Source organism: Streptomyces sp. CNZ301 (assembly GCF_004217425.1).
The window spans coordinates 5011049-5033411 of the sequence record NZ_SHLG01000001.1 but is presented as its reverse complement, the minus strand read 5'-3'; the positions used below and the strand labels follow the sequence as shown (position 1 = coordinate 5033411).

At 72.5% G+C, this 22363-nt stretch carries 20 protein-coding genes; 14 read left to right on the top strand and 6 right to left on the bottom strand.

Translation table 11 applies throughout. The features are described from left to right. Positions 1-675 precede the first annotated feature (675 nt). Together EV375_RS21770 and EV375_RS21765 are read left to right on the top strand one after the other, a co-directional pair. Positions 676-1239: a TIGR03086 family metal-binding protein gene (locus EV375_RS21770; RefSeq protein ID WP_130301086.1), complete on the top strand. Its 564-nt coding sequence runs from the start codon at positions 676-678 to the stop codon at positions 1237-1239. Between the two features lie 510 nt (positions 1240-1749). After that, positions 1750-2961 (top strand): Cmx/CmrA family chloramphenicol efflux MFS transporter, encoded by a 1212-nt coding sequence (locus tag EV375_RS21765; RefSeq protein WP_165434791.1) that lies wholly within the window; start codon positions 1750-1752, stop codon positions 2959-2961. On the opposite strand, the gene EV375_RS21760 is transcribed toward EV375_RS21765, so the two are convergent. Further along, positions 2921-3199 (bottom strand): DUF4031 domain-containing protein, encoded by a 279-nt coding sequence (locus EV375_RS21760; protein WP_130301082.1) that lies wholly within the window; start codon positions 3197-3199, stop codon positions 2921-2923. The genes EV375_RS21765 and EV375_RS21760 overlap by 41 nt on opposite strands. Positions 3200-3305: 106 nt before the next feature. Continuing rightward, complete coding sequence (locus EV375_RS21755) at positions 3306-3662, bottom strand: hypothetical protein (RefSeq protein WP_130301081.1); 357 nt, start codon at positions 3660-3662, stop codon at positions 3306-3308. A 220-nt stretch (positions 3663-3882) separates the two neighbouring features. Between EV375_RS21755 and EV375_RS21750 the strand changes: the two genes are divergently transcribed. From EV375_RS21750 to EV375_RS21735, 4 genes are all read left to right on the top strand, one after another. Next, entirely contained in the window at positions 3883-4929 is a 1047-nt protein-coding gene (locus EV375_RS21750; protein ID WP_130301080.1) for a MurR/RpiR family transcriptional regulator, read from the top strand. A 411-nt stretch (positions 4930-5340) separates the two neighbouring features. Further along, the gene (murQ, locus tag EV375_RS21745) at positions 5341-6294 is read left to right on the top strand and encodes an N-acetylmuramic acid 6-phosphate etherase (RefSeq protein WP_130301078.1); all 954 of its coding nucleotides are present in this window, start codon (positions 5341-5343) and stop codon (positions 6292-6294) included. 97 nt (positions 6295-6391) lie between these two features. Then, complete coding sequence (locus EV375_RS21740) at positions 6392-8071, top strand: PTS transporter subunit EIIC (RefSeq protein ID WP_207228211.1); 1680 nt, start codon at positions 6392-6394, stop codon at positions 8069-8071. A gap of 192 nt (positions 8072-8263) precedes the next feature. Beyond that, positions 8264-9796: a hypothetical protein gene (locus EV375_RS21735; protein ID WP_207228209.1), complete on the top strand. Its 1533-nt coding sequence runs from the start codon at positions 8264-8266 to the stop codon at positions 9794-9796. A 69-nt stretch (positions 9797-9865) separates the two neighbouring features. Here the strand turns inward: EV375_RS21735 and EV375_RS21730 are convergent, their stop codons facing one another. Continuing rightward, entirely contained in the window at positions 9866-10537 is a 672-nt protein-coding gene (locus EV375_RS21730) for a TetR/AcrR family transcriptional regulator (RefSeq protein ID WP_486588628.1), read from the bottom strand. A gap of 293 nt (positions 10538-10830) precedes the next feature. Between EV375_RS21730 and EV375_RS21725 the strand changes: the two genes are divergently transcribed. The 3 genes from EV375_RS21725 to EV375_RS21715 all read left to right on the top strand — a co-directional run bounded on the left by EV375_RS21725 (position 10831) and on the right by EV375_RS21715 (position 12918). Then, a complete protein-coding gene (locus EV375_RS21725) occupies positions 10831-11331 on the top strand; it encodes an ATP-binding cassette domain-containing protein (protein ID WP_130301076.1) in 501 nt (166 codons plus the stop codon). After that, positions 11328-12251: a virginiamycin B lyase family protein gene (locus tag EV375_RS21720; RefSeq protein ID WP_130301074.1), complete on the top strand. Its 924-nt coding sequence runs from the start codon at positions 11328-11330 to the stop codon at positions 12249-12251. The genes EV375_RS21725 and EV375_RS21720 overlap by 4 nt, the downstream gene beginning before the upstream one ends. Before the next feature lie 70 nt (positions 12252-12321). Beyond that, on the top strand, positions 12322-12918 hold the full coding sequence (locus EV375_RS21715) for a Uma2 family endonuclease (RefSeq protein ID WP_207228207.1): 597 nt from the start codon (positions 12322-12324) through the stop codon (positions 12916-12918). Between the two features lie 262 nt (positions 12919-13180). Here EV375_RS21715 and EV375_RS21710 read toward each other — a convergent pair whose 3' ends face one another. Together EV375_RS21710 and EV375_RS21705 are read right to left on the bottom strand one after the other, a co-directional pair. Beyond that, positions 13181-13540 carry a hypothetical protein gene (locus EV375_RS21710; RefSeq protein WP_130301072.1) on the bottom strand — a complete coding sequence of 120 codons (360 nt, stop codon included), beginning with the start codon at positions 13538-13540 and terminating at the stop codon, positions 13181-13183. A gap of 227 nt (positions 13541-13767) precedes the next feature. Continuing rightward, positions 13768-14439, bottom strand: coding sequence for a hypothetical protein (locus EV375_RS21705; RefSeq protein ID WP_130301070.1), 672 nt, complete (start codon positions 14437-14439; stop codon positions 13768-13770). A gap of 140 nt (positions 14440-14579) precedes the next feature. Between EV375_RS21705 and EV375_RS21700 the strand changes: the two genes are divergently transcribed. Further along, complete coding sequence (locus EV375_RS21700; protein ID WP_486588627.1) at positions 14580-15806, top strand: MFS transporter; 1227 nt, start codon at positions 14580-14582, stop codon at positions 15804-15806. 38 nt (positions 15807-15844) lie between these two features. On the opposite strand, the gene EV375_RS21695 is transcribed toward EV375_RS21700, so the two are convergent. Next, the gene (locus EV375_RS21695; protein WP_130301067.1) at positions 15845-17176 is read right to left on the bottom strand and encodes an MFS transporter; all 1332 of its coding nucleotides are present in this window, start codon (positions 17174-17176) and stop codon (positions 15845-15847) included. A 372-nt stretch (positions 17177-17548) separates the two neighbouring features. On the opposite strand from EV375_RS21695, the gene EV375_RS21690 reads away from it, so the two are divergent. From EV375_RS21690 to secD, 4 genes are all read left to right on the top strand, one after another. Beyond that, on the top strand, positions 17549-18334 hold the full coding sequence (locus tag EV375_RS21690; RefSeq protein WP_130301065.1) for an IclR family transcriptional regulator: 786 nt from the start codon (positions 17549-17551) through the stop codon (positions 18332-18334). Positions 18335-18390: 56 nt separating this feature from the next. Further along, a complete protein-coding gene (locus EV375_RS21685) occupies positions 18391-19257 on the top strand; it encodes a class I SAM-dependent methyltransferase (protein ID WP_130301063.1) in 867 nt (288 codons plus the stop codon). Positions 19258-19412: 155 nt separating this feature from the next. Continuing rightward, the gene (locus tag EV375_RS21680) at positions 19413-19856 is read left to right on the top strand and encodes a hypothetical protein (protein ID WP_130301061.1); all 444 of its coding nucleotides are present in this window, start codon (positions 19413-19415) and stop codon (positions 19854-19856) included. A gap of 113 nt (positions 19857-19969) precedes the next feature. After that, positions 19970-22345: a protein translocase subunit SecD gene (gene secD / locus EV375_RS21675; protein ID WP_130301059.1), complete on the top strand. Its 2376-nt coding sequence runs from the start codon at positions 19970-19972 to the stop codon at positions 22343-22345. The last annotated feature ends 18 nt before the right edge of the window (positions 22346-22363 follow it).

Below are 22363 nucleotides of genomic sequence, written 5' to 3'. Positions count from 1 at the left end.
GACGGCGGAACTCGAAACGGTGCGTCTGCTGCGGCAGTTGACCGTGCGGCAGGCCGGTGTCGTCGTGCTGGTGGACCTGGACGGCTTCGAGAAGGCAGCCGGGGCGGCGGAGGCAAGCGGTTCGAGGGCTGGCTGCCGGGGGTGCGTACCAGGAACTCGACCGAGGTCCGGCTCTGCTCGGGCGCCGAGAAGCCCGGGAAGCCCGAGAAGCAGGGGAAGCAGGGAAAGCAGGGGAGCTGAGCCGGAAGTCGAGCCCGCGCGGCAGCACGCGCCGGTGCGGCCGACGTGGGACGGGCGGACGTGGGACGGGCGGACGTGCCCGGCACCACGGGACGCGGTGCCGGGACGCCGGACGGGTGACACGTGGCTGTCGTGTCCGGCAGCGACGCGGCCGGCATGACGGCAGGCCATGTCACCCGTCTCGGGCGCCCCGGCACTCCCCCGAGCACGCGCGGCCCGTGGACCGCGCGTTGCGTCCTGCCACGGTGGGGCAGGGCACCCGCTACACGTGCGTGCGGATCCGCACGTATGACATTTGTCAGTGAGATCTGCGTCACACCGGCTCGTGTCAGGCCGTTCCGCCTGCCCGTCACGGGAATGCCCGCCGTCACCCGGCCGCGCCCTCGTACGGGTGACCCGGGATGCCGAACCGGGCAACGGGCGCACGATTGACGCATGGAACTGATCGACGCCTTCGAGACGGCCTTCAAGGAATGGGACCGGCTCGTCCACGAGGTCGGGGAACGGCAGTGGGAGGACCCCACCCCGTGCAGCGAGTGGAATGTGCGGGAGCTGGTCAACCACCTTGTCGGCGAGCATCTTTGGGCCCCGCACCTACTGAACGGCGAGACGCTCGCCGAGGTCGGCGACCGCTTCGACGGCGACGTGGTCGGCGACGCCCCGGTGGCGATGTGGGAGCAGGCCGGCAGCGCGTCACGCTCGGCGTTCCACCGGAAGGGGGCGCTCCGCGGGAGTGTGCACGTCACCGGCGGCAAGACACCGGCGAGCGAGTACGGCTGGCAGATGACGACGGACCTCGCCGTGCACGGCTGGGACCTGGCGCAGGGCATCGGCGTGCGGTCGCGGATGCCGGACGAACTCGCCGACGCGGTCTACGAGCACGTCGCACCGCAGGCCGAGAGCTGGCACGAGAGCGGGATCTTCGACCCGCCCGTACCGGTCCCGGACGACGCGGTGCCGCAGGACCGGCTGGTGGCGCTCCTCGGCCGGCACCCCTGATGCCTTCCGACTCCCCCTGAGGCATGGGGGCGTGCGGGGCGTCCGGGCCTCCGAGGCGAGCCGGGGCGGTGCCCGCCCCGTCCTGCGACCCCGTCCCGAGAACCCGCCGCTCCTCGCCCCGTACGTCCGAAAGCCTCGCCCTCGTACGCCCGAAGAACAGTGCCCCTGAAGTGCGCCGCCCCGCCCCGGCCCGGAATGCGAGGCGGCGCGCGGTGGTTCGTGCCTGGCATGCCCCCCGAATCAGCCGGTGCCCAGGCAGGGCCGGAGACGCGACAGGTGACGGACCCCCGTTCCGGCCCCGCACACGCCGAGCCGGCGCACGAGGGACCGGGCCACCCCGGATCGGGCCACGCCGGGCCGGGCCCCGCGGGGCCGTCCGCCACCGCGCCATCCGGCGCGCCCGCCACCGCGCCATCCGGTGCGCCCGGCTCCGCGTCGTCGAGTGCGTCCGGCCGCGGTCCGTCCCGTCCCGCGCGCGGCCGCTCCGGCCCCCGTGCGCCACGGCGCCGCATGCCGCTGGGCGTCCACGTTCTGGGGCTGTCGGTCTTCGCGCTGGGCACCTCCGAGTTCATGCTCGCCGGGCTGCTCCAGCCACTCGCCCGTGATCTGAACGTCTCCATTCCCAGGGCCGGGCTCCTGGTGTCCGCCTTCGCGGTCGGGATGGTCGTGGGTGCCCCGCTCCTCGCGGCCGTCACGCTGCGGCTTCCGCGCCGCCTGACGCTGGTCGCGCTGCTGACAGCGTTCGGCCTCGGCCAGGTCGCCGGTGCTCTCGCGCCCACGTACGGGGTGCTCTTCGCCTCCCGCGTTGTCAGCGCCCTCGCCTGCGCGGGCTTCTGGGCGGTGGGTGCCGCGGTCGCGATGTCGCTGGTGCCGGTGGACGCCCGGGCCCGCGCCATGGCAGTCATGATCGGCGGGCTCAGCATCGCCAACATCCTCGGCGTGCCCGCCGGTTCGCTGCTCGGACAGCACGCGGGGTGGCGCTCGGCGTTCTGGGCGGTGGCGGCGATGTCGGCGATCGCCCTGGCCGGGGTGGTCGCGCTCGTTCCGCGGACGGAGCCCGGGAGGGGTGCGCAGAAGCCGCGGCTCCGCCGCGAACTGCGCATCTACGCGGACAGGCAGGTATGGCTCAATGTCGTCACGATCGCGCTCAACGCCGCCGCAGTCTTCGCCGTCTTCTCGTACCTCGGCCCGCTCCTGACGGACGTGGCCGGCATGGACGAGAACCGGCTCCCCACCGTGCTGGCCCTCTTCGGGCTCGGCGGGCTCATAGGCACCGCCATCGGCGGGCGGATCGCCGACGGTCATCTGTTCGGCACGATGTACGGCGGCATCGCCGCCTCGGCCGTCACGCTGGCGCTGCTCGCGGTCCTGGCCCGCAGCCCGGTGGCGGCGGTCGCGCTGGCGGTACTGCTGGGAGTGGCGGCGTTCACGGCCGCTCCGGCACTGAACGCCCGCATGTTCGAAGTCGCCGATGCCGCGCCGACGCTGGCGGGGGCCACCACGACGTCGTCCTTCAACATCGGCAACACCCTCGGCCCGTGGCTGGGCGGCCTGGTCATCAGCGCCGGATGGGGCTACCAGGCAGTGGCATGGACGGGCGCCGTACTCGCGGCCGCGGCCGTGGCCACCACGGCTCTCGCCTCGCTCACGCTGCGGCGGCGGTCCCGCCGGCGGCCCGGCGTCACGTGCCCCTCGACGGCCCCCGGCTCTTGGGGCGCCTGAGGCCCGCGTCGGTCAGCCGGCGCACCAGTTCCTTGCTGCCGACCTCGACGGCGCCGGCCGCCACGGCCGCCGTGTAGCGGGCGCTCGGCACGTCGTAGTGGTCGCGGTCGAAGGCCTGGCGCGGGCAGCCGATGACGGCCGCGAAGGTGTGCAGTTCGTCGTAGGAGACGTCGCTGACCAGGTGCGACCACAGCCGCCCGCCGCCCGGCCAGACGGGCGGATCTATGTATACGGTCACCGCGTCACCGCCTGCCCGCGCCTGCGGGGAGCGGGCCGGTTCCGCGTTCCGCGCCGCGGAGAGGCCGGTTCGCACGCAGCGGGCTCGTGCGGGAACGTCCGTCCGCTCAGAGCCACTTGTTCAGCGCTCCCACCCTGGCGACGGAGGTCTCGGTCTCGGTGCAGACCCAGTGGGGGTCCTCTCCAAGCGGCGGTTCGACCTCCAGCGCATGCGGGTCGGAGCCGAGACACACGGGGCACAGCGGCCAGCGCCCGTACCGGTCGAGCAACGCGTCCTGCACGTCCTGGGCTATCAGCCCGTTCACGAACCCGATGCCCTCCGGCCACTGCTCGACCCACCACCTGCGGTGGGAGACCGCTTCCTCGACGAGCGAGACCACATCCGCCTGAGCGACCTTGCCCGCCTCGAGGTCGGCGAGTACGAGGGCACGGGCCGCGTGAAGTGTCTGCTCAAGCTGGTCCATGTCTCCATTGCACCAAAGACGCGGAGGCCCGTGCGACGGTCTCGGCCGTCGCCGAGGCCGGTCCGGGGGCTCTCGCGGGAGCCCAGGACCGGCCTCGTCCACGGCCCGTGATGATCACGCGGGGTCCGGCGGAGGTCCCGCGAAGATGCGGCAACGGAAGCGTGGTGAACCGATGTGCACAACCCTTGACTTGGGCATGACGGGAAAATACCTTCCACCGATGACCACCTACCTGAAAGAAAGTTTCGCCAGAGGCGGCAGACCGCACGGCAGACCCAGCGGCGGCAGCTCCGCAGGGGGCGCCCACCACGCCGCCGGCCCGCGGGGGGCCGGTTCCGGCGCCACGGGCCAGCCCGCCGCCCGGCCCGCGCCCACCGGCAGGCCCGGACCGCCCGGACCGGGCGCTCTCGCAGCCAAGGTCCGCACCATGGCTCCGTCCATGACGCGCTCCATGCAGCGCGTCGCCGAGACCGTCGCCGCAGATCCCGCGGGGTGCGCGCAGCTCACCGTCACCGGCCTCGCCGAACGGACCGGCACGAGCGAAGCCACCGTCGTGCGGACCTCCCGTCTGCTCGGCTTCCCGGGATACCGCGATCTGCGTCTCGCGCTCGCGGGTCTCGCCGCGCAGCAGGAGTCCGGCGCCGCGCCGTCGGTGACCGCCGACATCGCCGTCGACGATCCGATCGCCGACGTCGTCGCCAAGCTCGCCCACGACGAGCGGCAGACCCTGGCCGACACAGCGGCAGGCCTCGACACCGTGCAGCTGGAGGCCGCCGTCAACGCCCTCGTCGCCGCGCGCCGCGTGGACGTGTACGGGGTGGGGGCCTCGGCGCTCGTCGGCAAGGACCTCGCGCAGAAGCTGCTGCGCATCGGTCACGTCGCGCACGCGGAGGCGGACCCGCACCTGGCCGTGACGACGGCCGTGCAGCTGGGGGCGGGCGACGTGGCGATAGCCATCACCCACTCCGGTCGCACGGTCGACGTCATCGAACCGCTCCGCGCCGCCTTCGACCAGGGCGCGACGACGATCGCCGTCACCGGGCGTTCGGACGGCGAGATCGCGCAGTACGCGGACCACGTGCTGGCCACGTCGACGGCCCGTGAGAGCGAGCTGAGGCCGGCCGCGATGTCGAGCCGCACGAGCCAACTCCTCGTCGTCGACTGCTTGTTCATCGGTGTGGCGCAACGTACGTACGAGACCGCGGCCCCCGCGCTCTCCGCCTCGTACGAGGCGCTGGCGCACCGGCACTCGCCGCGGCCCCGCTGACCCCGTCCGGCGAGGGCACGTGCGCAGCACCCGTACGGCACACGGCACGCGTGTTCCAGTCCCGGACCCGGCCCGGGCTGGTTCCGTCCCCGCACGGAGCGGGCCTACACGTACGAACGGGCGGGGCCGGCGTCTCCGGCCCCACCCGCCGCAGCGGCCGCGAGCGGCGAGGGCGCGCGGCCGTCCGGGCCCGCGACGGTCCCGCCGTCCGGGTCCGATTCCGGGTCCGATTCCGTGTCCGAACCGGGTCCGTCCCCCGTTGTCCGCGTCCCGGTCCGAGTCTTGGTCCCAGCCGTAGTCACAACCCGAGCCGAAGCCCTAGCCGAAGCCCTAGCCCGAGCCGAGTCCCGAGCCCGACCCGCACCCCAGTCCGCCCCGTCCGCGCGAGCACAGAGAGAGCGCCACCTCCCCATGACCTCCACCGCCGACAATCCCCCCTCCTACAGCGAGCTGCGCGCACAACTGGACACGCTGACCACGGAGGCGTTCCGCAGCGACCTGTCCGAGATCGACCAGCTGCCCACCCTGGAGATCGCCCGGATCATGCAGGGTGAGGACGCCACCGTGCCCGGAGCCGTCGCCGAGCAGCTGCCGAGGATCGCGGCCGCGATCGACGCCACCGCCGAACGGATGGCACGCGGCGGCCGCCTCATCTACGCCGGCGCCGGCACCGCGGGCCGCATGGGCGTACTGGACGCCAGCGAGTGCCCGCCCACCTTCAACACCGATCCGTCCGACGTCGTCGGGCTGATCGCCGGCGGGCCCGGCGCGTTGAACAGGTCGGTCGAAGGGGCCGAGGACAGCAAGGAACTCGCCGCCTCCGACCTCGACGCGCTGCGGCTGACGGCCGACGACACGGTGGTCGGCATCTCCGCGTCGGGGCGCACCCCCTATGCGGTCGGCGCCGTCGAGCACGCGCGCAAGCACGGTGCGCTCACGGTCGGCTTCTCCTGCAACGCGGACTCGCCGCTCGGGGACGCGGCCGATCTGCGCATCGAGGTCGTGGTGGGGCCGGAACTGCTGACGGGCTCGACCCGGCTGAAGGCCGGCACGGCTCAGAAACTCGTCCTGAACATGCTGTCGACGATCACCATGATCCGTCTGGGCAAGACCTACGGGAACCTGATGGTCGACCTGCGCGCCTCCAACGAGAAGCTGCGCGCACGCTCGCGGCGCATCGTCTCTCTCGCGACCGGCGCCGGCGACGAGGCCATCGAGGCCGCTCTCACCCAAGCGGGCGACGAGGTGAAGAACGCGATTCTGATCATTCTCGCGGGCGTCGACGGCCGTACGGCGGCCCGGTTGCTCGACAACGCGGGTGGTCACCTGCGAGCTGCGCTCCGCGCGGCGGGCGGCCAGGGCTGACAGTGGTGCCAAGCGTCCGGCCGCCGCCCGCAGCGGCCGGGGCGCTGGACCGCACCGCGTTCCGGGCCCCCCGGACAGCCAGAGAGCGACCGCGCCGATGAGCAGAGACAAGAACCGCCAGATCGCCGAAGCGCTGCTGCCCCTCGTGGGCGGCTCGCGGAACGTCGTCTCCATCACCCACTGCATGACCCGGCTGCGGCTCGGCCTGGCCGACCGCTCACTGGTCCAGAACTCCGCGCTGCGCGCGCTTCCGGACGTGGTGGGGGTCGTCGAGGACGACGACACGTACCAGATCGTGCTCGGCCCGGGGAAGGTCGCCCGGGTCACCACCGAACTCCAGGCCATCGCCCGTCAGGAGACTGCCACTGCCGTCGACGCGGCGGGTGAGGTGCCTGCCACCGCCGCTGCCGACGCGGCAGCCGGCGGGCAGTCCGCCGTCACCGCCGAGGGGCTGGCCGAGCGGGGCTCTGCCATCCGGGCCGCCCGCAGACGGAAGAACGCCACACCGGTGAAGCAGATGCTGCGCCGGGTGGCCAACATCTTCGTCCCGCTCATCCCGGCGCTCATCGGCTGCGGCATCGTCGCCGGCATCAACGGCATCCTGACGAACCTGGTCAGCAGCGGCAGCGCCCAGTGGGCGGCCGGCATCGTTCCCGCCCTGACCGCGATCTCGACCGGCTTCATGTCACTCATCGCGGTCTTCGTCGGCATCAACACGGCCGCGGAGTTCGGCGGGACGCCCGTCCTCGGCGGCGCGGCCGCGGCCGTGATCGTCTTCGCGGACGTCGCGAAGGTCTCGGCGTTCGGGGCGAAGCTCGCACCGGGCCAGGGCGGCGTGCTGGGCGCGCTGTTCGCGGCCCTGGTCGCCGTGTACGTCGAGAAGTGGTGCCGGCGCCGCGTGCCGGAGGCCGTCGACGTGCTGGTCACTCCGACCGTCACGGTGCTCGTCTCCGGGCTGGTCACGCTGTTCGGGCTGATGTACGTGTGCGGCCTGGTCTCCGCCGGCATCGGCCACTTCGCCAACTGGCTGCTCCTGCACGGCGGAGCCCTCGCGGGCTTCGTGCTCGGCGGGCTCTTCCTGCCGCTGGTGATGCTCGGCCTGCACCAGGCCCTCATCCCGATCCACACGACGCTGATCGAGCAGGACGGATTCACGGTCCTGCTTCCCGTCCTGGCCATGGCGGGCGCGGGTCAGGTCGGGGCCGCGGTCGCCGTCTACGTGCGGCTGCGTCGCAACACCTCCATCCGCAAGACCATCAAGTCCGCGCTTCCCGCAGGTGTGATGGGCGTGGGCGAGCCCCTGATCTACGGGGTGTCGCTGCCTCTGGGGCGGCCGTTCATCACCGCATGTGTCGGCGGCGCCGTCGGCGGCGGCGCGGTCGGGCTCTTCCACCAGCTCGGCACGTCCGTCGGGTCCACGGCCATCGGCCCGTCCGGCTGGGCCCTCTTCCCCCTGCTCAAGGGCAATCAGGGGCTGGGCGCCATCGCGATCGTGTACGCGCTCGGGATGGGGACGGGCTATCTGGCGGGCTTCGTCGCAACGTACTTCTTCGGCTTCAGCAAGCAGATGCTGACGGAACTGAACGTCGCACCCGAGGCGGCGGGCGCCGGCGGCACGGTGGTCGCCAGGGGCACGCCCGCTCCCGCGTCCCGCGTCCCGCAGGAGCACCGCGACCGGGGCGAGGACGACGACGGTGACGGCGCCGAGGGCGACGGTCTCGGCGGCGGCGGTCTCGGCGGGGGCGGCGGAGAGCCGAAGCAACCGGTGGGCGTCTAGCCACTGTTGAGGACCGTCTCCGCATCGGCCCGGCCCGGTCCGGGAGGGACGTCGGGCACGTGCCGTCCCACGGGGCGCACTGCCACTCCCGGGCCCGGTGCCGGAGCCGGTCCCGGAGCCGGTGGAAGCGGGAACGGCCGCCGGAGCGGCCGGTGCCAGCAGGGGGGACTCGGCCCGATCGCGAGGTCCCACATGCACGAAGCCCTTGCCCCCCGTACCGTCCCGATACCCCTGCGAAGGTCCGTGCCGGGCGGGCGCCCGCTGCCGTGGCTGGCCGGCGTCGGTGCGGCGTTCGTCCTCGCCCAGCTGCTGCTGGTGGTCCCCGGGTCGGGGATGGGGTGGGACGAGTCCGTCTACACGAGCCAGGTCAGCGGGCATGCGCCCGCGGCGTTCTTCAGCGCGCCCCGCGCCCGCGGGATCTCCTTCCTCGCCGCACCGGTCGCGGCGTTCACCCCCTCCATCACGGCCCTGCGGGTCTATCTCGCGCTGCTCTCCGGGGCGGGGCTCTCCGCGTCGCTGTGGGTGTGGCGGGACATGCTCCCGGCTCGCGTCCTGGCCACCGCGGGCGCCCTGTTCGCGAGCCTTTGGATCACGCTGTACTACGGGCCGTCGGTGATGCCCAACCTGTGGAGCGCCTTCGGAGCACTGGCCGCGACGGGCTTCTTCGTGCGCCTCGCCCGGGACGGCGGCGACCGCCGAGCGGGAGTCGGCCTGGTCCTCTCCGTCGCGGTCGTGGCGCTCATGCGGCCGCCGGACGGGCTCTGGCTCGGCCTCGCCCTCGGCGCCGCGGCTCTCTGCGTACGACGGTGGCGCAGGCCAGGACTGCTCGCGCTCCTCGCCGCCGGGTTCGCGCTGGGGTCCGCGGAGTGGATCGTGGAGGCGTACGTGCGGTACGGCGGTCTGACCGCGCGGCTGCACCGCGCCAGCGAGATACAGGGCGGAATGGGCTGGCACATGGCAGCGGACGATCAGGTACGCAGCCTGGCGGGGCGCACGCTCTGCCGTCCCTGTGACATCCCGTGGCAGCATCCCGCCACCGCACTGTGGTGGTTCGCCCTGCCGCTGCTGGCAGTGGCAGGCACCCTCGTGACGCCCTGGGGCCGCCGGCGTGCCACCGCCGTGGTGCCGGCCGCGACGGCCGCGATCGTCGCCGTGCCCTATCTCTTCCTGATCGACTACGCGGCACCGCGCTTCCTTCTGCCCAGCTACGCGCTGCTCGCCCTGCCCGTCGCCCGGTTCCTGTGGTGGCTGGCGGCCGACCGGCACGGGCGGCTGCGCACGGCCGCGACGAGCCTCGTCGCGCTGGCCCTCGCGGGGCACCTGGCAGTCCAGTACGCCGTCCTGTCGAACAACACGGCCGAAGTCCGCGCCTCGCACCGGGACTTCACGCGCGCGGCGGCCCGGCTGCACCAGCTGGGTGTGCGGCCGCCGTGCGTGATCTCCGGGGACCACTCCGTGCAGCTGTCCTTCTACACCCGCTGCTCGTCGCGGCAGACCGGCGGGCCCGACGCCAGCATCACGGCGGCCGGAGTACGGGCCGCGGCGCGCAGTTCGGCGGTGACAGTCGTCGTGCCGCGGGGTGGCAGGCCGCATCCCGTGGCCCGCGAATGGCGCCGGGAGCCGCTCGCACCGGACTCTTCCGCCTCCCGCTTCCACGGCTACGCCGTCTATCTGCCGGCGTCCCTACGGTCCTCCGACTCCGACCAGGGCGGTTCCCCTCGGTGAACGCCCGTCAGGCCGCCCGCCGGCCCGCCCGCCCGCCGGTCAGCCCGTTCGTCAGCCTTGTCAGCCTCGTCAGCCCGCGGAGGTGCCCCGGGCGGGGGATCCGCCCGCGCTCCGCACGAACACCCCGGCACCGGCCGCGGCCAGCGCGGCGTCCGCGGCCCGCTCCGCCGTCTCCGCGCCGGCCGTCTCGCCCGAGATGAACAGGCGGTAGTACAGGGGGGCGACCGCGGCGCGCACGACCTCTTCCGCGTCCGTGCCCTCGGGCAGTTCCCCGCGCTCCACCGCACGCACGACGATCGGCGCCGCCTGGCGGTGACGGCCCGTCAGGAAGCCGTGCAGGGCCCGGGCGGTCACGGGGTCGTGGACGGCGGCGGAGACGAGGGCGCGCGACACCGACCCGGCGCGGGGGTCCTCGAAGTGGGTGACCACGAGCGAGGTGAGCTCCCGCAGATCGCCTCTGATGCTCCCCGTGTCGGGGACGGGCCAGCCTTCCGCCGAGGCGAGGTCCAGGACGTCGGCGGCGAGCCCCGCGGCGTTCCTCCAGCGGCGGTGGACGGTGGCCCTGTGCACGCCCGCGCGGGCGGCCACACCCTCGACCGTCAGCGCGTCGTAGCCGCGCTCCGCGATCTCGGCGAGCGTTGCCTCACGCACGGCTTCCCGGGTCCGGGCCGTGCGTCCGCCGGGACGCGTGCTCCCCGGCACGCGGTGACGTTCTTCCTCGCCACGGGCGTCGCGCGTCAAGTGCGGCTCCTGCTCCTGGAATTGCGTTGCACCGTCGGGCCCCCTGTGCCACGCTCCACACTAACGCAACATTGTCGCGTTAACGATTCGCCAAGGACGGCCGGGGACGGACCGCGGCCCGTACCGGGGCTGCACCGCGACCGCACCGTGCCCGCACCGCATCCGCGGACGCGGGCACGCCGCAGAACTCCGAAGGAGCGCAGCAGAGATGGACCGAGTCCAGGCCCGGGCGCCGTACACCGCCCCGACGCACTCGCCCTGTCCCCCGCACCGCGCCCCGGAGGTCCACCGCCTTGACCGCACAGCTCACGCTCAAGGACGTCACGAACTCCTACGCCGGGCGCACCGTCCTCGACGGAATCTCCCTCACGGTGAGCCCGGGCGAACACGTGGCCGTCGTCGGTGACAACGGTTCCGGCAAGTCCACGCTGCTGCGGCTGATCGCCGGCCAGGAGCCGCCGGACGAGGGCACCGTGACCGTCTCGGCCGGTGCGCACGGCGGCGTCGGCCACCTCGGGCAGACCCCGGTACCGCCCGGGGCGCGCACCGTCCAGCAGTTCATCGACGAGGCGCTCGCCGGACTGCGCCGCATGGAACGACGCCTGCGCGAGCTGGAGTCGGACCTCGCCGAGGAACGGATGGCCGAGTACGGCGACCTGCTCACCGCCTACGTGAGCACCCGGAAGAACCGGCGCCGAAGAAGTCAGCCGATGCGCCGGCCACCGGACGAACCGGAACCGGCGAAGTCGCCGACAGCACTGAAACCCCTCGACGGACGGAGTGAACCGGCATGAGCGGAACGAGACTCACCGTCGAGGAGATCGGCCTCCCTGCCGCCGGCGCGGACGCGGGGGCGGGCCCGTACGGCATCACCACGGGCCCCGACGGCGCGCTGTGGTTCACCCTCGTCCACGCGGGCTCGATCGGCCGACTGGAGTTGCCCGCACGCGAGTTCAGCTTCCACGACCTGGGCGCCCCGGGCAGCGGCCCGACCGTCATCGCCCCCGGCCCCGACGGCGCGCTGTGGTTCTGCCGCACGCGGGACCACAGCATCGGCCGTATCGGCACGGACGGCGGTCTGCGTCAATTCGCCCTGCCCGAACCGGAGTCGGGCCCGTACGGCATCACCGCCGGCCCCGACGGCGCGCTGTGGTTCACCGAGACCACGGCGAACCGGATCGGCCGCGTCACCGTCGACGGCGAAGTGACCGGCTTCCCGCTGCCCGTGCCCGGGGCCTTCCCGTCCGTCATCACCGCGGGACCGGACGGCGCACTCTGGTTCACGCAGAACCAGGCCGACTCCGTCGCCCGCATCACCACGGCAGGCGAGATCACGTCGTTCCGGCTGCCGACGAAGGGCGCGGCCCCGGTGGGAATCGCCGCCGACGCGCGGCGTGGCACGGTCTGGTTCGCGGAGATCGGAGCGGGTGCGATCGGCCGGATCACGGTCTCGGGCGACCTCACGGAATTCCCGCTGCCGGACGCGTCCTCACGCCCGCACGCGGTCGCCGTGGACGCGGCGGGAGCATGCTGGTTCACGGAGTGGGGCGCCAACCGCGTCGGCCGAATCGCGCCCGACGGCTCCCTCACCGAGGCCGGATTTCCCACCCCTGCCGGCGAACCGCACGGCCTCACCGTCGGCCCCGACGGCGCGGCCTGGACAGCCCTGGAATCGGGCGCGCTGGGCCGGGTCACCGCCTCCGACCAGCGATGACGTCACCCTTTCGCATGAAGCACGCACGATTCGTGCGAGTACGCTGAAGACGTCGACGACGATGCGGCTCATGGGAGCAGTGATGAGTGCCGAGCCCGAGTACGAATGGCCCCGTCCCCCGGAGGGGGGTTACACGGCCGAAGACCTCGACCGGCTGCCGAATCTGCCTCCTCACACGGAGCTGATCGACGGGAGCCTCGTTTTCGTGAGTCCGCAAGCTTACTTTCACATGCGCGCGATCCGAGTACTGGAGAAGCACTTTCTCCGCTGCGCTCCGCCGGAGGTGGAAGTGATCCGGGAGATGACGGTGACGCTGGGCCGCGCCAACCGTCCGGAGCCGGACATCATGCTGGTGCACGCAGAAGCCGTTACAGGACCCGAGCAGACTTCCTACCGGCCCGAGGACGTGATCCTCGCCGCCGAGGTCGTCTCCCCGGACTCGGTGGACCGGGACCGTGAGACCAAGCACCGCAAGTACGCCGCGGCGGGGATCCGCCACTTCTGGCGCGTGGAGAACGACGGGGGCCGCGCCGTCGTGTACACCTTCGAGCTGGAACCCGCCACCCTCACCTACGCGCCCTCCGGCGTGTACCACGACGAACTCAAGGTCACGGTCCCGTTCCCCGTCGACATCGATCTCTCGGAAGTGCAGGCGCCGAACCGCTGACGCGGTCGGAGAAGGCCGCGGCTCGCGGACCACATGCAGGACGAGCGCGGAGGCCGACGGTCGGACGAGTGCGGAGGCCGACGGCAAAGCCGGCCTCCGCACTCGCGAGTCCCCCATTTTTTGCGAGTCGCGGTCTTGCGAGTCCCGCGCGCGACGAGCTCCGCGCCCTTGAGTGCACCGCCTCCAGCGGCTCTCAACTCCCTGCGCCCGCAGCGGAATTCAGCAGAAGCCCCGACGGCAGAGGCCCGATGTGGGCCTTCGCTCACAGCCGCAGCAGACGCTCCGTCGCCTCCTTGTACTGGCGCAGGGCGAGGCGCAGTTCCTCGGTCTCCGCTCCCGATTCGGGGCCGGCGGCACGCGACGCGCCCTGCCATGGCTCACGCAGCACGCGTCGGCGATGCGTCAGCGCGTTCTCGAGGTGACGGGCGGCCTCTTCGAAGACGCCGTCGGCATCCTCCACGGCGCGGCGTGGCCCCTCCACGAACCCGCTGACCGCATGGTGCAGACGGGCGGTTAGGCGGTCGCGCTCGTCACGGTCCAGCAGCGGCACCGTGCCGTCCTCCGTCGCCCACCGCTCCTCGGGCCGCGCCTGCCGGTGAGGCTCCGCCGACCTCGGCGGCACGAAATCGTGGCCCGGCCCCGCGCCCGCGGCCGCCGCGTCCGCGGGCGCGTCCGGCGGAACCGGAGGCGCAGCCGGATTCGCCGACGACGGCGTCCCCTCCCGCGACCCCGGATCAGCGGCCACATCCGGCCGAACCGGCGGAGCAGGCGCGGCAGGCGGGGGAGGCGGGGGACTAGCGGAGGCGGACACGCCCTCCCGAGAGCCACGGTCGGTGAATTCGTGAGAGGTCACGAGGCCTCACTTCCCTTGGTGTGCCGACGGGTGGAGAACAGCGATCCGCGAGGTGCCCCGGCAGGGCCCCCGGCAGTCAGCGGGCGGCGTGCACGCGGCCTGCGTGCGCCGCGCCCGGTGTGCCCCGCGTACACGGGCCTTTCGGTCACCAACGCGTCGAAGAACGCGCGGCTTTGCAGCATCGCCTCCCGCATCTCCTCCGTGCCGGCGGTGCCGCTCGTCGCGGCGGCGCTCAGCCGCCGGTAGCCGTCGAGGTGGGACGCGTGATGGACGGACAGCGCGTCGACGTGCGCCTCACGGCGTTCCGGCCCGGGGAACCCCCGGGCCTGGGCCAGACCGCCGAGCAGTTCGTGCACCTCGGCGAGGGCCTGCTGCGGAGACTCCACGAAGCGTTCCTGCGCTGCCGACCAGCGGCCGAGGTAGTGCTCACGCAGCTCAGGGGAGAGCGGCTGAGGGGCCAACGAACCGTATTCGCGTACGCGTTGGCCGAGCTCGCGGTCCGCGGCCCTGGTGTCGCCGTTGTGGCGGGCGAGCACGCGGTCGTACTCGGGCCCGAAGCGATTCCGGAGGCCGCCGCCGAGTCCGCGTCTGCGTGCGCTCGTGAAGAGCACACCGGCGACGACTACGGCGAGGGCCACTGCAAGGACGATGATCACAACCGTGGACACGATGTTCCCACCCCGAGTTCCCGTCTTGTGGCGGTCAGTTCGAGCCCGGGTAGCCGCACCGACCTGCCGCAAACTCCGGATTCCGCCGGCGCCGGAGCGGATCATGGATCCATGAGTCGTGGCAGGGGCACATGAGCGGCATGGATGCACAGACCAACGAACGCGGAGCACGCGAACGTCCCACGGCGCCACGCGCCGTGGCCTTCTGGCTGGTGGCGGCCGCCTTCACGGTGACGATGCTGGGGACGACCCTGCCCACCCCGCTGTACGTGCTCTATCAGCGGGAGCTCCACTTCTCCACGCTGATGGTCACCGTCGTCTTCGCGACGTACGCGGCCGGGGTGCTGGCGGCACTTCTGCTCGTCGGCCATGTCTCGGACGAGATCGGGCGCCGCCGGACGCTTCTGCCGGGGCTCGCCCTCGCGATGCTCAGCGCCGTCGTCTTCCTCGCCGCGGAGGACCTGAGCCTCCTGTTCGTGGGACGGCTGCTGTCCGGCCTGTCGGCGGGTGTCTTCACCGGTACGGCCACCGCTGCCCTCGTCGACCTGGCCGACAGCAGGAACACCGGACGGGGCACCCTGGTGGCAACCGTCGTGCAGATGGGCGGTCTGGGCAGCGGACCGCTGCTGGCAGGTGTGCTCGCCGAGTTCGCGCCGGAGCCGCTGCGGCTGCCGTACGCCGTCCACCTGGTGCTGCTCCTGCTGGTGGCCGCCGGAGTGTGGTTCATGCCGGAACCGGTCGAAGGCGTGGTGCGGCGTCCACGGATGAGGGTGACGAAGCCCGGGGTTCCGCAGGAGATGCGCGGCACCTTCGTACGGGCGGGCATCGCGGGGTTCGCGGGGTTCGCGGTGCTGGGACTCTTCACGGCCGTCTCCCCGTCCTTCATGGGGAAGCTGCTGGGGATGGACGACCTCGCACTGGAAGGCGGGGTGATCTTCACGGTTTTCGCTGCGTCCGCGGTCGGCCAGATCGTGCTGGTGCCACGGTTCGGCCGGGCGTCCCAGCAGCTGGGCTGTGCGGGGCTCGTCCTCGGCATGGGACTGCTGACGGCGGGGTTCGCCACGCGGTCGTTCGCGCTTCTCGTGGCCGGAGGCGTCGTCGCGGGGCTCGGTCAGGGCATGAGCTTCCGTGCCGGACTGGCGGCCGTCAACGCCGAGGCTCCGGTCGCCCGGCGCGCCAATGTGGCCTCGACGTACTTCGTCGTCCTCTATGTCGCCCTGTCCCTGCCCGTGATCGGCGTGGGCCTGGCGGTCGATCTGGTCGGGCTGCAGGCGGCGGGCATCGCGTTCAGTGTGCTCGTCGCGGTGCTCGCGGGGTCCGTACTGGCGGCGCTGCTGCGCGCGGGACGGCGCGCCCGCGCCTCCTGACGCTCCCTCAGCGGCTGTTGCGAGGACCGGCCTCCGGTTCAGGACGGCGGCGCGCTCGGCTCCGCTCCACCAGGGCTCGCGGGAGCATGCTCGGCCAGTGAGACGTCCGTCAGCCGGGACTCCTTGGAGTACAGGAACGCCACGAGGGAGATCGCCGCCGTCGCCGCCATGTAGAGCGCGACGAGCCACGGGTCACCGTCCGCGTATCCCAGCAGCGCCGCCGCGATGAACGGCGAGAACCCGGCGAGCGCGGCACCCGTCTCGCGTGAGGCCGCGAAGCCGGTGTAGCGCACGCGGGCCCCGAACAGCTCGGCGTAGAAGACCGGTTGGACGGCGATCATCGGCGCCAGCCCAAGCGAGGTGGCCACGATCATCGCCAGCCAGATGACGACGGGCACGCCGGTGTCGAGCAGCAGGAAGAACGGGTACGCGAACAGGCCGGTGAAGACGACGCTGAACAGGTTGAGCGGCCTGCGTCCGATCCGGTCCGACAGCGCGCCGTACACCGGCTGAAGCGCGATCACGACCAGCCCGAAGGAGATCACCCCGGTCAGGGCGACCCACTTGGGCTGCTCGACCTGCACCGTCAGATAGGAGACGGAGAAGGTGGCGTAGATGTAGACGACCGAGGTGTCGCAGATGTGCGCGCCGACGCCCACCAGGAAGCTGCGCGGATAGCGGCGCAACGCCTCCCGCACCGGCAGTTTCACGACGCTGCGGTCCTCCTTCATCCGCTGGAACACAGGGGATTCGGCCACGCGCAGCCGCAAGTAGAGCGAGACGCCGATCAGTACGAAGCTGAACAGGAACGGCAGCCGCCATCCCCAGCTCAGCCGGCTCGCTTCCGGAAGCATCCCGACGAACAGGAAGACGACCATCCCCAGTACGAGCCCTGCCTGCACACCCATCTGAGCGAACGAGGCGTAGAACCCCCGCTTACCGGCCGGGGCGTGCTCGGCGAGCAGCGTCGAGGCACCGCCGAACTCGGCGCCCGCGCCGAGCCCTTGGCACACCCGCATCAGCGTGAGCAGCACGGGCGCCGCCACACCGATCGAGGCGTACGGGGGCAGAAGTCCGATGAATCCGGTGGACAGGCCCATGACCAGCGTGGTCAGGACGAGAGTGGAGCGCCTTCCGATGCGGTCGCCGAGTGCTCCGAAGAGGAAGCCCCCCACGGGGCGGAAGACGAAGCCGACTCCGAAGGTCGCCAGACCGATCAGCGTTCCTGCGGCCGGGTCGTCCTGGACGAAGAACAGGTCGTTGAAGACCAGCACGACGGCCGTGCCGTAGATGAAGAAGTCGTACCACTCGAGCGCGGTGCCGATGACCGACGCGCTGACGACGCGCCGCAGCTCGCGGTCGGTCCGCATGCTTCTGGACGCCGGCACGGGTGCGGAGCCGGCCGCGGGACCGGACGCGGGTGTGGTGGGGTTCGTGGTCGTGGGGGGTGGTGGTTCCTCGGACATGGCCGTCTCGATTCATCCGTCCCTGCCGCCTTGGCCGCCACGGACCGGCACACCGGCAGACCACCACGCCATCGTTCTGCGTGGCGGAATCGTGTTCCGGAAACCGGCCCGGGGTTCCGTGATGCTGCCACAGCCCTCCATGACTGTGAACCCGCACGGGCCCGTCGAAGGCGAACTCGCCGCGCTCACCGGTGCGTCCGGTGGCCGGCGCCTCGCAGCACCGGGCCCGCTCCGCGAGGCACAACCCCGCACCGCACCGCTGCCTAGACTGGGCCGATGGCCAGCGACCGGCACCGCACAGCGGCGGACAAGACACTCGACGTGCTGGAGGCCCTGGCCGATCACCGGAGCGTCGCGGAGATCTCCGAGGCCACATCGCTGCCCAAGCCCACCGTCCACCGCATCCTCCAGACGCTCGTCGAACGCGGCTTCGCCCGCTCCCTCGGCCGCGGCAGCTACGCGAGCGGGCCCCGCGTCCTGGCCCTCGTCGGCAGCCACCAGCGCGAGGGCGACCTGCCGGACCAGGCCCGGCCGGTGCTGGAGGCGCTGCGCGAGGAGACGGACTGGACCGTCCACTTCGCGCTGCTCAGCGGCGACGAGGCGCTCTACGCGGCCAAGTTGGAGGCCGACAAGCCCTACCGGCTGGCCTCGCGCGTCGGCATGAGCCTCGCGCTGCACTCCACCTCCGTGGGCAAATCCGTGCTCGCCACGCTGCCCGACGAGACGGTGCTCACCCTGCTCAAGCGCACCGGGATGCCCGCGCGCACGGAACGCACGCACACCGATCCGGAAAAGCTCCTCGGCGAACTGTCCGCCGTGCGGGAACGCGGTTACGCGGAGGACCGTGAGGAGAACGAGACGGGCGTCGTCGCCGTCGGAGCTCCCGTCTTCGACCACTCGGGAGCGGCCGTCGGCGGCATGAGCGCCGTCACGCTGAGCAGCTTCACCGACGAGACGTCACTCGCCCGGTGCGGGCAGGCCGTTGCCGGTGCCGCGAAGCGCTTCTCGCTGACGCTCGGCGCACCGCCGCACCGGAGCGGGCTCGCCCCTCGAAGGGCCTGACGGACCTGGACGCACCGTGCGCCGGCATGTGAACACGAGGAAGAACGGCAGGTGCCATGGCCACCGACCATGAGTGGGACGAGATGCTGTTCTCCGGCACGGCCGCCCACTACCAGCGGGGAAGGCTGCCCTACGCGCCCGGGCTGGCGGACGCTCTCGCCGATGCCCTGAACCTCGACGGACGCGGCCGGCTCATCGACGTGGGGTGCGGGCCGGGCACCCTCGCTCTCCTCCTGGCGCACCTGTTCGGCGAAACCGTCGGCGTCGACCCGGACAGCGGGATGATCGCCGAAGCCGCGCGGAACGCCGCCGGGCGCGGACTGTCCGCGAAGGTCCGGTGGGTACGGGCCCGGGCCGAGGAACTGCCCGCGGGACTGGGCACGTTCACCGTCGCGACGTTCGGCCAGTCCTTCCACTGGATGGACCGTGATGCCGTGGCGGCCACCGTCAAGGGCATGCTCCGGCCGGGCGGGGCGCTGGTGCACATCTCCGACCTGAAGACGGAGACCCGGAGCGTCGAGGGCCTTGCGCACCCGGCGGTTCCCCGGTCCGCCGTCGAGGAACTGGTCAGGGACTACCTGGGACCGGTCCGGCGAGCCGGCCGGGGCCTGCTGCCGCAGGGAACACCCGGCAACGAGGCCGCCGTGTTCACCAGGGCGGGATTCTCCGGCCCGCGGCGCCTCGTCGTTCCCGGCGGGCAGGCGCTGGAACGCACCTCCGACGACGTCGTCGCGGAGGTGTTCTCCATGTCGTTCTCCGCTCCACATCTCTTCGGCGCGCGCCGCGACGACTTCGAGGCGGACCTGCGCCGCCTGCTTCGGGCGGCGTCGCCCTCGGAACGGTTCTGCGAACGCCGGCCGAGCACCGAAGCGTTCGTCTGGTGGAGAGACCCGGCCGGTCAGCCATCCCGTCCCACGGCGTGACCCGCCCCGCGAAGGCCGGTTCGGTCGGGCACCGGGGCACAGGCGAGACCACCGGGGCGGCCCGGGCCGACGTTGAACCCGGGACGCTTCTCGGGCAGGCTGTGAGGCGTCCGCGCCTCCCGGCCACGGACGTCGAGCGAGGCGAGGAGGGCGAGGTGGCACACAGCGCGGACCGCGTACACCGTCCGGCCCCCGTGCACCGCCGCTCGCCCTCCTCACCGGCCGGCGCACGGCCCCGCCCGCGCCGGCAGGCGGGTCTGCCGGCGAGCGTGCCCGGCGTCCTGCTCGCGGTGCTGCTCGCCCTGTTCGGCGGCTCCGCGGCGGTGCAGCACCAGCCGGGCGCCCACGACTTCCGGTCCGCCGGCCAGTCGGTCGGTACGCACCACCAGGACCCGCCGCAGCATCTCCGGACGGCGGTCGCGCATCCGGCGCACGCCGCCACTCAGGCTCCCCTCCCGCTGCTTCCCGCGGTCGGACACGACGGCTCGCAGAAGCAGCCCGGCCATGTACTGCCGGAGCGCCCGCAGCTCTCCACCGCCGACCTCACGCACCGCTCGCCGCGCCAAGGACGCGCTCCCCCGGCCCGCACAGGCATCTGAGCTCCGACCGAAACGGCACCCGGCAGCCGCATTCCTGCGCACGCCGGTGCCGTCATCCTCACCACCGCGGTCCCTGAAGCGACCCGGTGTGCCTGTGCAGGAGGCAGAACCCCATGACTCGCGCCCACAAGGTGCGGGCGGTGATCGCGCTTGCCGTGATGGCTCTCTCCGCGGTCCTCGCCCTGACCCAGCAACCCCGCCTCGGCATCGACCTGCGAGGCGGAACCCAGATCGTCCTGGAGTCCCGTGACTCCGCGACAGCGAAAGCGACACCCGCCGGCACCGACGACACGATGGAGGTCCTGCGACGGCGCGTCGACGCGCTCGGAGTCGCCGAACCCAGCCTCGTACGCTCCGGCGACAACCGCATCATCGTCGAACTCCCCGGCCTTCAGGACGCGAAGGAGGCGACCGAGGTCCTCGGGCGCACCGCGCAGCTGACCTTCCGCCCCGTCACGGGCGCTCCGCAGGGAAACGGCTCCAGGACCGGTGGCGGTGACGCGCTCACCGACGAGTCGGGCAGGCCGGTGCGGCTGGGCGCCACCGCCATCACGGGTGACGAGGTGAAGTCCGCCCGAGCCGCCGTCGATCCGCAGCGCGGCTCCGGCTGGTTCATCGACCTCGGCTTCCGCGACAAGGGCAAGGAACGCTGGGCGGACCTGACGGGCAAGGCCGCGTGCAATCCGGTCGGGGACCCGCAGCGCCGCGTCGCGATCGTGCTCGACAAGAAAGTCATCTCGTCACCGCAGATCGACCCGTCGGTCTCCTGCGGACACGGCATCGCCGGTGGGAACACGCAGATCACAGGGGACTTCAGCGAGGACGAAGCGAAGGAGCTGGCCACGCTGATCGAGGGCGGCGCCCTCCCCCTGCCGGTCGAGGTGATCGAACACCACACCGTCGGCCCCACGCTGGGTGCCGAGGCGATCGAGGACAGCGCCTGGGCCGCCGCGATCGGAGTGCTGCTCACGTCCGGGTTCGTCGTCTGCGTCTACCGGCTGTTCGGCGCGCTCACGGCCGTGGGCCTGCTGTGCTACGGGCTGACCGCCTACTCCGCGCTGCTGGCGTTCGGCGCCACCCTCACGCTGCCGGGCCTCGCCGGCTTCGTCCTCGCGATCGGCATGGCCGTCGACGCGAACGTGCTCGTCTTCGAACGGGCCCGCGAGGAGTACGCGTACGGACGCGGCAGAAGCCTGCGCACCGCCTCGGCGAAGGGGTTCCGCGGTGCGTTCGGCGCGATCGCCGACTCCAACGTCACCACCCTTCTCGCCGCCCTGCTGCTGTTCACACTCGCCTCGGGGCCGGTGCGCGGCTTCGGCGTGACGCTCTCCATCGGGGTGCTCGCCTCGATGATCAGCGCGCTCGTCGTCACGAGAGTGCTGGTGGACTTCGCCGTCAACCGCCGTGCCGTCCGCGCCCATCCGCGGATCTCGGGCCTGGCCGGGCTGGGACAAGTACGGACCCGTCTGACGAAACGGAATCCGGACTGGATGCGGCACGGCAGAAGGCTGCTCGCGGTGTCGGCCGCGGCCGTCGTCCTCGCGGTGGGGGGAATCGTGCTGCGCGGGCTGGACTTCGGCGTCGAGTTCACCGGCGGGCGGCTCGTGGAGTACTCGACGAGCCGCGCGGTCGATCCGGAGGCCGCTCGCGCGGCGCTCACGGACGCGGGCCTGCCGGACACCGTCGTGCAGAGCTCCGGGTCGGGCGGTGAGAGCGGCGGTCACGAGATCACCGTCCGGTCCGAACAGCTCACCAACGACCAGGCGGAGACGGTCCGTTCGACGCTGGACGGCCTGGGAGGCGACGCCGAGAAGGTGCGCGACGAACTGTTCGGGCCGAGCCTCGGCGACGAGCTGCGGCGGCACGCACTGATCGCCCTCGGAGTCGCGCTGGGCGCCCAGCTGCTCTATCTGGCCTTCAGGTTCCGGTGGACGTTCGGTGCGTCGGCCGTTCTCACACTCGCCCATGACGCGGTGATCCTCGTCGGCGCCTTCGCATGGCTCGGGAAGCCCGTCGACGGAGTGTTCCTGGCCGCGCTGCTGACCGTGATCGGCTACTCGGTGAACGACTCCGTCGTCATCTTCGACAGGGTCCGCTCCGAATGGCACGGGCAGGGGACCGGCCGGGGGAAGGAGCAGGGCCACGGGCCCGGAAACGGCGTGCGGAGGCCGACGCTGAAGCCATCCTTCCGGAGCGTGGTCAACAACGCGGTCGTCCAGACGGTGCCGCGCACCCTCAACACCGGCATGGGCGCGCTGTTCATCATCGCCGCGCTCGCGGTGCTCGGCGGAGACTCGCTCGGCGACTTCGCCCTGGCACTGCTGATCGGCATCGTCGTGGGCTCGTACTCGTCGCTGTTCGTCGGTGCGCCGCTCGCCGTCGAACTCGAGGCCCGCGCGCACACTCCGCCCCGGCCCGGAGGTAACGGGCCCGGGCCCGCGCCATCGAGAACCCGCCGCGCAGCACACGACAACGGAGCGCGCGTCTGAGAAGGCGCTCCCCTCGGC

What these genes read in the sequence shown, in the direction of transcription:
- EV375_RS21750 (WP_130301080.1), top strand. Translation starts at nt 3,883, where the DNA reads ATGACCACCTACCTGAAAGAAAGTTTCGCCAGAGGCGGCAGACCGCAC.
- EV375_RS21740 (WP_207228211.1), top strand. Translation starts at nt 6,392, where the DNA reads ATGAGCAGAGACAAGAACCGCCAGATCGCCGAAGCGCTGCTGCCCCTC.
- secD (WP_130301059.1), top strand. Translation starts at nt 19,970, where the DNA reads ATGACTCGCGCCCACAAGGTGCGGGCGGTGATCGCGCTTGCCGTGATG.
- EV375_RS21695 (WP_130301067.1), bottom strand. Translation starts at nt 17,176, where the DNA reads ATGCGGACCGACCGCGAGCTGCGGCGCGTCGTCAGCGCGTCGGTCATC.
- EV375_RS21770 (WP_130301086.1), top strand. Translation starts at nt 676, where the DNA reads ATGGAACTGATCGACGCCTTCGAGACGGCCTTCAAGGAATGGGACCGG.
- EV375_RS21755 (WP_130301081.1), bottom strand. Translation starts at nt 3,662, where the DNA reads ATGGACCAGCTTGAGCAGACACTTCACGCGGCCCGTGCCCTCGTACTC.
- EV375_RS21700 (WP_486588627.1), top strand. Translation starts at nt 14,580, where the DNA reads ATGGATGCACAGACCAACGAACGCGGAGCACGCGAACGTCCCACGGCG.
- EV375_RS21765 (WP_165434791.1), top strand. Translation starts at nt 1,750, where the DNA reads ATGCCGCTGGGCGTCCACGTTCTGGGGCTGTCGGTCTTCGCGCTGGGC.
- EV375_RS21690 (WP_130301065.1), top strand. Translation starts at nt 17,549, where the DNA reads ATGGCCAGCGACCGGCACCGCACAGCGGCGGACAAGACACTCGACGTG.
- murQ (WP_130301078.1), top strand. Translation starts at nt 5,341, where the DNA reads ATGACCTCCACCGCCGACAATCCCCCCTCCTACAGCGAGCTGCGCGCA.
- EV375_RS21720 (WP_130301074.1), top strand. Translation starts at nt 11,328, where the DNA reads ATGAGCGGAACGAGACTCACCGTCGAGGAGATCGGCCTCCCTGCCGCC.
- EV375_RS21735 (WP_207228209.1), top strand. Translation starts at nt 8,264, where the DNA reads ATGCACGAAGCCCTTGCCCCCCGTACCGTCCCGATACCCCTGCGAAGG.
- EV375_RS21715 (WP_207228207.1), top strand. Translation starts at nt 12,322, where the DNA reads ATGGGAGCAGTGATGAGTGCCGAGCCCGAGTACGAATGGCCCCGTCCC.
- EV375_RS21685 (WP_130301063.1), top strand. Translation starts at nt 18,391, where the DNA reads ATGGCCACCGACCATGAGTGGGACGAGATGCTGTTCTCCGGCACGGCC.